Source organism: Zavarzinella formosa DSM 19928 (genome assembly GCF_000255705.1).
GTDB lineage: Bacteria > Planctomycetota > Planctomycetia > Gemmatales > Gemmataceae > Zavarzinella > Zavarzinella formosa.
On the sequence record NZ_JH636446.1, the window covers coordinates 352,766 to 360,446 of the forward strand.

A 7,681-nucleotide genomic window follows, 5' to 3' on the forward strand; every position below is an offset into this window, starting at 1 on the left:
GCAAACGTGGGGCGGCAAATATCCGACCATCGGAAGGCAATGGCGGCTGCACTGGAACGACATCATCGCCATGTTCGAGTTCCCTCCCGCGATCCGCAAGGCGATTTACACGACGAATGCGATTGAGTCGGTGAACAGCGTGATCCGGAAGTTCACGCGGAACCGGAAGCAGTACCCGAACGCGGAGTCGGCGCTGAAACTGGTTTACCTGGCGATCCATGAGGCATCGAAGAAGTGGACGATGCCCATCGTTGGCTGGAAGGCAGCCTTGAACCACTTCGCCGTGATGTTTGAAGGCCGGATGCCCAAGGCCACCGGCCAGTGACTGCAACTACCGTTCCCTACAACCCTGACACAAAAGAAATTACAGGCCCTGCTTCGGCGGAGGCGGCGGGGAAAGCCCGCTGTCCGGCGTTGCTCGAAGCTCATCTTCCCTCTGCATGGCAAGCCCGGCGGCACTCCGACTCCCTTGGGGTCGGAGTATTTCATTGTCAGAAACTGGTTGTGCGAAGGGCGGGAGACCGGCACTCTCAGCCAATGTCTCGGAGGCGTGGTGGTTGACACGCATGCCCGGCGATGCGAGGCCTCGCCCGTCAGGCATCAACAGCGGAAGCGGCCGATCCGTAGCAGGTTCGACTCCTGCCCGAGGCTCCAGAGAAACTGGTTGTGCGAATGGTGGAAGTGTGTCAGGGTCGGACTTGGCTGGGGCGGCGTGATTGAACGCGTGGAACCCGGAAGGACTCCCTGAGCTATTCGGCCGAGCGGTTTCGACTGCGATTTGGTTTGAGAATTGCCCGCTCACAGACACCGTCGGCAGGTTGCGACTGGCCCTCAGCCCCTTGAACTTGCCCCGCCCCTCGATCGCAAACCTGACCAACGCATTCTCTTCATTCAGCACTTCCCGCGAGGACACCATCAGCCGCCCGTCCACTTCCCGCCGGACCAGGTCGGCTTTTCCGATGGCTTTGAAGACGCCTTCGACAGATGCGGAACCGACACCGTAGCGGAGGGCTTCCTTGGCGAGTTCGCGCTGGGAGACGGATGAGTTACGTTCCAGCAAATGTTTGAGGGCATAGTCCACTGCATGGACAGAGCGGTCAGGTGTGCGAGCGTGGATCGGGACGGGGTGTTGTCGGAGAGCGTCGAGTTCCTGAGCCGACAGCCTCTTCTCCCATCCTTCGAGCAGCTTGGCCCACGGTTGCCCCTCGGCTTTCCGTTCCCGTGTCTTCGCCCCGAGCTTTGCAATGTTCTCCGGATTGGTGAAACCGTAATCCTCGACCACCTTCTCAATAAGTGCGCGGCGGCGGGAGAATTCCTTGATCGCCCGCTCGGGGACGGTGGTAATCTCGAAAGCGTCCTTCGTCTTTCTGATCCCATAGCCCATGTCCTGAAGTTTCCCGGCCAGCTTGGATTGGAACACCGCCTGGTAGTAAGGAGCGTTCCGTTTCGCCTCACGGAACTGGATCGCCTTCATCTCCCGTTCGACGGGATCATGTGTCAGGTTGAACACGACGGCGTGAATGTGATACTGAGGATCAACCTCGCCCTTGATGGGACGGGTCGTCAGATGGGGGAACATCGCCCAGAGCATCTCCCCGGTTCGACGCTCTTCTTGCACGTTGCCCTTTCGGACTCGTGTCATCGTGTCCGCTTCAATGACACCCATCGCTTCCCGGACGGATTCGTTCACCGCCTCGATCACCCGGTCATCGCCACCGACCAGACCGGCGAGCGTCACGGACTTTGGGGGAGACCAGGTGAAATCCCGGCCGATATCGCGGTCATCCTTCACGGCCCCGGTCAGCGGCTTGCCGGTGTGGGGATGGAGGTTGTCACACAGGGGGATGAAGTGGTTGTGTTGGAGTTCGTGGGGCAGGCCGAGGAAGGAGCGGAGCTTGCCGTGCCAGGAGGGGGAGAGTTCGCGGTCGTCCACATAATAGTCAGCGGAACGGTAGTAGTTCTTCGCAGCCGTGGCGCCCTTGATGGTGGTGATGTTGAGCATTTGACCGGTCGGGAGGAGGGGGATTCGGCTGGATAATACGCAGTCGAAACCCATAAGTCAAATTTGATATGAAAGTAATACACTCCTTCCCTCTTGGGGCCTCACGTCGGCTCGGCCCGAGGAGGAATCACCGTGATTTTTCAATGGGTTAGCTTGCTTGGAGACGCCGTTTTTGAGCTGGGGTTCAGACAGGGTTCAGGCAGGCGAAATCCCCATACATTTCCGCTGCCGCTGAGTTATACGCCCTTGCAGCTTCCACCTCGCTATCGAAGAAGCCGAGGAACCTTCTATTGGCTCGGGTTCCCGCTTGCGCAATCCAGCGTTGGTTCACTTTGTTCCAGCACACCCCCTTGAAACGCGACACCGCACGATCTATTTGACGGCGATTCAAGCAATTCTGGCCTTGTGTGCAGACTCGCAAATTGTGCTTTCTGTTATCGCACGGATCACGGTCGATGTGATCAACCACCATGCCAGAGGGCGCGTTCATCAGTAAGCGATGCAAAAACACACGCTTCGAATTTGTCGAATGGTCCTGGGCAATGATCCGCGGATATTTGTGCTGACTAAATCTGTAGATCCGCCAGTTTTTGCGCGCAACGTGTTTGTAATCGTCCACATCCACAAGAATTTCGAGTTGTTGATGGGACGAGTGTTTCCCCTCACGAGCAAGCAAGCAAAACGAATCAGTGTAATCCTGCTTGCGCTCGTCGTTCCTTGTGGTAGTAGTGGCGTCAGCCATGCGATTTCTCCTCGCGTTTGGTTAGGCCGCCGAGGCTGATACACCTCGGCTGGCCGCCCAAACGTGGCGGACTTTCCCCCCGATGTCAACACCCCACGATCATTCTGCGATGCCGCGCAATTGGCCAACACTCTCGCTTGTCAGTACACTAAGGCCTTAGCCCACCACATACACACCTTGGACGAACATCACATGGCAAAGACGAACACCACCGAAAACGGCAAACCGTTAAACAGATCGCAGGCTGTGCGCGACTACTTGAAGGAAAATCCCACGGCCGGGTCGAAGGACATCATCGACGCTTTGGGGGCCAAGGGCATCAAGATCGCCCCGACGCTCATTTACTTTGTGAAGAGCCAGTTGAGCAAGGCGAAACGCAAAGTTAAACGGGAGCAGGTGGCTGAGGAGACGAAGCTGACACCCGCAAGAAACCCGGTTGAAGTGGTTGCCCAAGTGAAAGTCCTTGCTCGGGAACTCGGCGGGATCAAGAACCTCAAGAAACTTGTGGACCTTCTGGCCGAGTAGTCCCGCTCACCCTGTCAGCCCACGACAGCCCGTCACGCAACTCCCTCAGCCTGCTCGCCGATTCGGCCCATTGCTCGTCTCTGGTCATCAAATACAACCGCATCATGATCCGCTCAATGATCGGGATGTCGGCGGGCCGGCAGGCAATGGTGGGGTTGCAGATCATGTGCGAGTGATGACCTTCGGATGCCGCTCGGCGAACGTCCGCTCTGTCCCGCATTTGTCGCATTTATGCGGGTATTGGGGCGGGTGAGTCATGAACATGATGCCGGTCGGAGCCATTTCACCGATGCCGCAATCGTCACATTGGTAACGGACACTGAAGGTTTTGACCTCTTGTTCGATCTCGCTCATCTACTTGCCCGTTCGGTTGGATTCGTGTGCTTCAGCACCAACCGCATTACCTCCGCAGCCTCGCCGTAATAACAAAACGCCGGTCCCTCTCCGCGAACGCCGTTAATCGTCGCGTTTCGGCCCCAGTCGATGAAGGAACCGTCCGGTTGGGGTACGAGGCGAATTTGCTTCATGGAACCAACCAATTCCAAAGGATTTGGCCCGTGAGGCATCCCAGGAGAAAAAAGACGAATCTCATCATGGAATGCTCCTTTCGTAAAGTGTTTGCTCCCGGTAAACGGACCCATAGCCGACCAACCAGTTATCCGATGTGCTGTGTAACACAAAAATGACGTAAAGGATAGCGGCACATGCGAGCATTAGAATCGGGGTGATGGGTTTCATGTCAGGACTCCCAGTTCATGTGGATTCACGATGATCAAACATTGCCCCGACCTTCGCAAGAATCGCCTCCAGATCCTCGATCTTGTCGAATGCCCATCGGTCAGTCTTGATGACAAAAAATTTTCCCGCCCCCGCGTCCTCCATGGAAACGTCGAGCGCCTGAATGCCCTCGCTGCATGAATCCGCTTCCTGAGTGAAGCAGACCGATCCGGTGGCGAGTTCGATGGTCATTCATCCTCGATCTTCCGCACCGCCGCCATGATGCAGGAGGCGGCACAGGAATGGTGGATGGCGGTTGAATCTTGTCGTTGTTTTGAACCAAAGAGCATGCCCATCAGGATTGATGCGGCGAATTTCGTCGCCGCTTCAGGTTCATCGGCGGTTGCTTGCGTTTGGTGGGTCATTCATCCTCGCTTTCAAACAGCGGCAGCATGCCCAGATGCGACATGTACAACTCCAGCACCGTCTCTTCCTCCTCCCGCTGGCTGGCATCCATCTTGCGGAGCTTGAGAATCTTGCGGATGGCCTTCACGTCGAATCCGTTGCCTTTTGATTCGGCAAAAACGTCCCGAATGTCAGCGGCCAGCCCGGCCTTCTCCTCTTCCAACCGCTCCACGCGGTCAATGATGGATCGCAATTGATCAGCGGCGACCCCGCCAGCTTTGTTGTGGCCCAAAAGTTTCGTCATGCGGCGGTTCCTTCCTTGGTTAATACATCATTTCCGCCGGTTTCCCGCCCGTCGGATCAAAACCGGCATTGTCATCCTGTTTCTGGCGGTCATCGGCCATTCTTGCAAGTTCCTTGAACTCGTCGTGTCTTGCAAGCAATTCTTTGCGATGAATGCTGGAAAGCTCCTTCCAGAACTCCTGATAGGCGACCGTTCCCTGCGCGGCATAGGCGAGGGCTTTGTTTGCGAGCAATTCGGGATCAGCTTTTGCGGCGGGAGCCGCTTCCGACCAGATGCGGAGTTTCTCGCCCATCTCCTTGGTGATGAGCGGTTGGTTGCCTTGAAACAGATGAAGCAACGGCTCGGGACATTTGGTGACGGCCGGACGATGGGAATGCTCGTCGAGCAGCAGGGAAAGAGTCATCTCAAAGGTGAAGTTCTTCTCCTGAATCGGCTGAAGTCCGATGGGGGCGAACTGCTCCTTGCCCCTGTCGTCCTTCATCACCTTGATTTTTTCGCGGGCGCGGAGGCAAAAGATAATGTGCATTTGAGACGCCAGGAGATGGTTCATCATTCGCTTGTGTTCCCGCTTCGCCAGAATCCAGTTCGGCGTGCCCTTGAGCTTGTTGTTCTCGGCAATGTCCGAGCACCCGCCGTGTCCTTCCCACTCGTGCGTCTGGCTGTCAATGACCAATACTTTGCACCCGTGGGCTTGGAACGCCTCCACTGCCTCCGTGTAACGCGAAGGGGCGAACGGTTCCCGCATCTCGGCGATCTCGTACCCGTTTGGAAGGGCGGCGACGATGCCGGGACTGTCGGCGTACATGCTGCCTCGGCCGTTTTCCGTGTCGAGGAAACCAACCTTTCCTCCCCCGGCCAGACCGGCGGCCAGGAGAAGGGCCGAGTAAGTTTTGCCGCTCCCCGAAACTCCGGCGAGTGAAATGAGCATTGGGACGGATTTTCGTTTGGCTGGCGTGATGGAAACTGTCATGGGCGAGTCCTTTCTAAGCGAACATGAGTTGAGGCAGGTCAGTGTCTTCGAGCAGGTGAGGCTTCACCTGGTCGCGCCACGGGTCCTGTCCATATTTGGCGAGGCATTCGGCGTAGAGTTGCGTCGCGTCGTAAATCTTCATGGCCGCCGCCGACCAGTACACGTTCAGGTCCGCTCCCGGAGATTCGGCCTGCTTGAGGAGAATTAGTCGCATGTCAAAGGGAGGTGACGACTCCACAAACACAAACCCAAATCCCGCATCCTCCTGCTCGGTGAATGTCTTGAGCCACGCCTCCGACACAAAGCCATGCGTCTGAATCGCACCGGCCGCCAGTTTCCGGCGGGCGAGCTCGCGGACCTTGTGGTAATACACGCATTGGAGATGGTAACTTTCGTGGTAGATGGCCTCAAACACGGCCTTTTCGACGGGCTTTCCCCGAGAGTTGCTGAACGTCTTCAAGTCCATCGTGGAGCGGGGCCGCACGTAATCCATGCGGGCCTTGAGCATGACCCCTGTCTCGGGGTCTTCCACGAAGAACGACACCTCGGGCATCCCGCCGATGAAGATGGCGGAAACCACAGGATCGGCGGCGGCGACGGCGGCCAGAGCCTCGATGAGTTCGGCTTCGCCTTTGGTGATGACAGCCTTCCCGGCATTCTCCTCCGCATGCCTCCCCTTCAGGTCATCCCAAATCATCGCCGGATGATCGCTGGCCACGATCCGGTCAATCAGGTCCTGCTTTCGCTTTGACGTGGTTGGCATGCCGTGGTCCGAAAGCCACTCCTTCATGTGGTCGATGGTCTGAAGCGCGCCGGGGTAATCCTCAACCGACAGTTCCCGGCAATACATCTGGTGAAACCGCTCCGGTTCCAGCAGGCGACAGTGGACCGCCTTGCCGAACCGCATCGGGAATGACTCTTCCGGCCGCTCGAAGGCGGGATTGGAGTTGTGATGCCAATAGTTCAGGGGGGAGACTGAGAGTTGCTTCATTCCGCTGCAAGACAGTCCGGCGGCGGCGTGGTACTCGTCCTCGGGCAGGCCAAAATAAATCCCTTCAGGAATTTCGTTCTTGGGCATATCACCTCGCTCTCGCAATTAGTTAAATATCCGTCCTCATGGCCCGCTCGTGACGCTCGACCCGGAACGCCAGATCACGGAAAGCCTTGCTGTACTCGCCGAGCATGATCGAGGCGGCGACGAGGTTCCCGTCGTAATCCACAACATCCGCTTTGCAGAGACCGTTCACATCCATGTCGAACAATGTCTTCACGGCATGCGTAAGCTGGAAAAAGGCGACCGATTCGGCCGAACGTCCTCCGATTTGCTTGGTTCTGGTCACATGATCCTCTCGTAAACGACAGGATGGGATTCCAACTCCCTGTCTTCGATCAGGTGGCTCAAGCACACACAGATCGTCAGCAGGATCACGAAGGCACTGATTCCTTGAACAACGCCGCTCATTGGCGGAACTCCGGGCGTTTGACGTTCCGTTCCTGATACTCGCGGATCAGCGTCGCCACGCGGGGCATGTCGGCGGCGAGGGGGTTGGGTGTGCGGAGCAACCGCTCCGTCCCGGACAGGATGTTATTGTTTTCCATGACGCGACTCCTTTTGGGCCTCGGCAAGGACGCACAGGTAATCCGAGCGGTCGGGGCAGGCTTCCTCAAGCGGTATCAGGACGACATTTGCCGATCCCTCACGCTTCAACACATCAGCTAGGACGACCGACACGCTCAGCGGCAAGACAATCGTCGCCCCGACGGCCAGTGAAATAATTACGGAATAGGGAGTTTTAATATGCACGGCTGCCTCCTTGTTAGTTGTTGACATCTTGTCGTCACCAGTTCAGAGTAGCCCTGTCAAATCCTTCGCGCAAGCATTTATTTACGTCATGACAACACAAAGCGATATTCCCCAGAAAGATCAACTGGTTGCGGCCCTCGCCCGTGCGGACCTGATCACCATGATCCAGGCGGCCTGCCTGTGCGACATGTCCCGACAGGCCTTTTACGACC

Annotated in this window: 14 protein-coding genes; 2 read left to right on the forward strand and 12 right to left on the reverse strand. The window is 57.2% G+C overall.

Translation table 11 applies throughout. From position 1 onward, the window contains the following. A partial coding sequence (locus tag BGIM_RS54170; RefSeq protein WP_020474522.1) for a transposase occupies positions 1-325 on the forward strand: 325 nt, incomplete at its 5' end. Between the two features lie 39 nt (positions 326-364). On the opposite strand, the gene mobF is transcribed toward BGIM_RS54170, so the two are convergent. Both mobF and BGIM_RS58875 read right to left on the reverse strand, forming a co-directional pair. Beyond that, entirely contained in the window at positions 365-2,002 is a 1,638-nt protein-coding gene (mobF, locus tag BGIM_RS54175; protein WP_052640153.1) for a MobF family relaxase, read from the reverse strand. 184 nt (positions 2,003-2,186) lie between these two features. Beyond that, a complete protein-coding gene (locus BGIM_RS58875; RefSeq protein WP_020474523.1) occupies positions 2,187-2,744 on the reverse strand; it encodes an HNH endonuclease in 558 nt (185 codons plus the stop codon). 192 nt (positions 2,745-2,936) lie between these two features. Here BGIM_RS58875 and BGIM_RS0136135 point away from each other — a divergent pair, with 192 nt between their 5' ends. Then, positions 2,937-3,269: a hypothetical protein gene (locus tag BGIM_RS0136135; protein WP_020474524.1), complete on the forward strand. Its 333-nt coding sequence runs from the start codon at positions 2,937-2,939 to the stop codon at positions 3,267-3,269. 162 nt (positions 3,270-3,431) lie between these two features. On the opposite strand, the gene BGIM_RS0136140 is transcribed toward BGIM_RS0136135, so the two are convergent. From BGIM_RS0136140 to BGIM_RS63850, 10 genes are all read right to left on the reverse strand, one after another. Then, a complete protein-coding gene (locus BGIM_RS0136140; RefSeq protein WP_020474525.1) occupies positions 3,432-3,623 on the reverse strand; it encodes a hypothetical protein in 192 nt (63 codons plus the stop codon). Then, positions 3,620-3,796 carry a hypothetical protein gene (locus BGIM_RS65655; RefSeq protein ID WP_169331898.1) on the reverse strand — a complete coding sequence of 59 codons (177 nt, stop codon included), beginning with the start codon at positions 3,794-3,796 and terminating at the stop codon, positions 3,620-3,622. The genes BGIM_RS0136140 and BGIM_RS65655 overlap by 4 nt, the downstream gene beginning before the upstream one ends. 226 nt (positions 3,797-4,022) lie before the next feature. Continuing rightward, on the reverse strand, positions 4,023-4,238 hold the full coding sequence (locus BGIM_RS0136150; protein WP_020474526.1) for a hypothetical protein: 216 nt from the start codon (positions 4,236-4,238) through the stop codon (positions 4,023-4,025). Between the two features lie 169 nt (positions 4,239-4,407). Then, positions 4,408-4,695: a DUF2312 domain-containing protein gene (locus tag BGIM_RS0136160; RefSeq protein WP_020474528.1), complete on the reverse strand. Its 288-nt coding sequence runs from the start codon at positions 4,693-4,695 to the stop codon at positions 4,408-4,410. Positions 4,696-4,714: 19 nt separating this feature from the next. After that, positions 4,715-5,623, reverse strand: a complete 909-nt coding sequence (locus BGIM_RS58880) for an AAA family ATPase (protein ID WP_020474529.1) — start codon at positions 5,621-5,623, stop codon at positions 4,715-4,717. Between the two features lie 55 nt (positions 5,624-5,678). Continuing rightward, the gene (locus BGIM_RS0136170) at positions 5,679-6,743 is read right to left on the reverse strand and encodes a PD-(D/E)XK nuclease-like domain-containing protein (RefSeq protein ID WP_020474530.1); all 1,065 of its coding nucleotides are present in this window, start codon (positions 6,741-6,743) and stop codon (positions 5,679-5,681) included. Between the two features lie 22 nt (positions 6,744-6,765). After that, positions 6,766-7,005: a hypothetical protein gene (locus BGIM_RS0136175; RefSeq protein WP_020474531.1), complete on the reverse strand. Its 240-nt coding sequence runs from the start codon at positions 7,003-7,005 to the stop codon at positions 6,766-6,768. Beyond that, positions 7,002-7,127, reverse strand: a complete 126-nt coding sequence (locus BGIM_RS67945) for a hypothetical protein (protein ID WP_020474532.1) — start codon at positions 7,125-7,127, stop codon at positions 7,002-7,004. The genes BGIM_RS0136175 and BGIM_RS67945 overlap by 4 nt, the downstream gene beginning before the upstream one ends. Then, positions 7,124-7,264, reverse strand: coding sequence for a hypothetical protein (locus BGIM_RS65660; protein WP_020474533.1), 141 nt, complete (start codon positions 7,262-7,264; stop codon positions 7,124-7,126). The genes BGIM_RS67945 and BGIM_RS65660 overlap by 4 nt, the downstream gene beginning before the upstream one ends. Then, the gene (locus BGIM_RS63850) at positions 7,251-7,496 is read right to left on the reverse strand and encodes a hypothetical protein (protein ID WP_029631317.1); all 246 of its coding nucleotides are present in this window, start codon (positions 7,494-7,496) and stop codon (positions 7,251-7,253) included. The genes BGIM_RS65660 and BGIM_RS63850 overlap by 14 nt, the downstream gene beginning before the upstream one ends. Between the last annotated feature and the right edge of the window lie 185 nt (positions 7,497-7,681).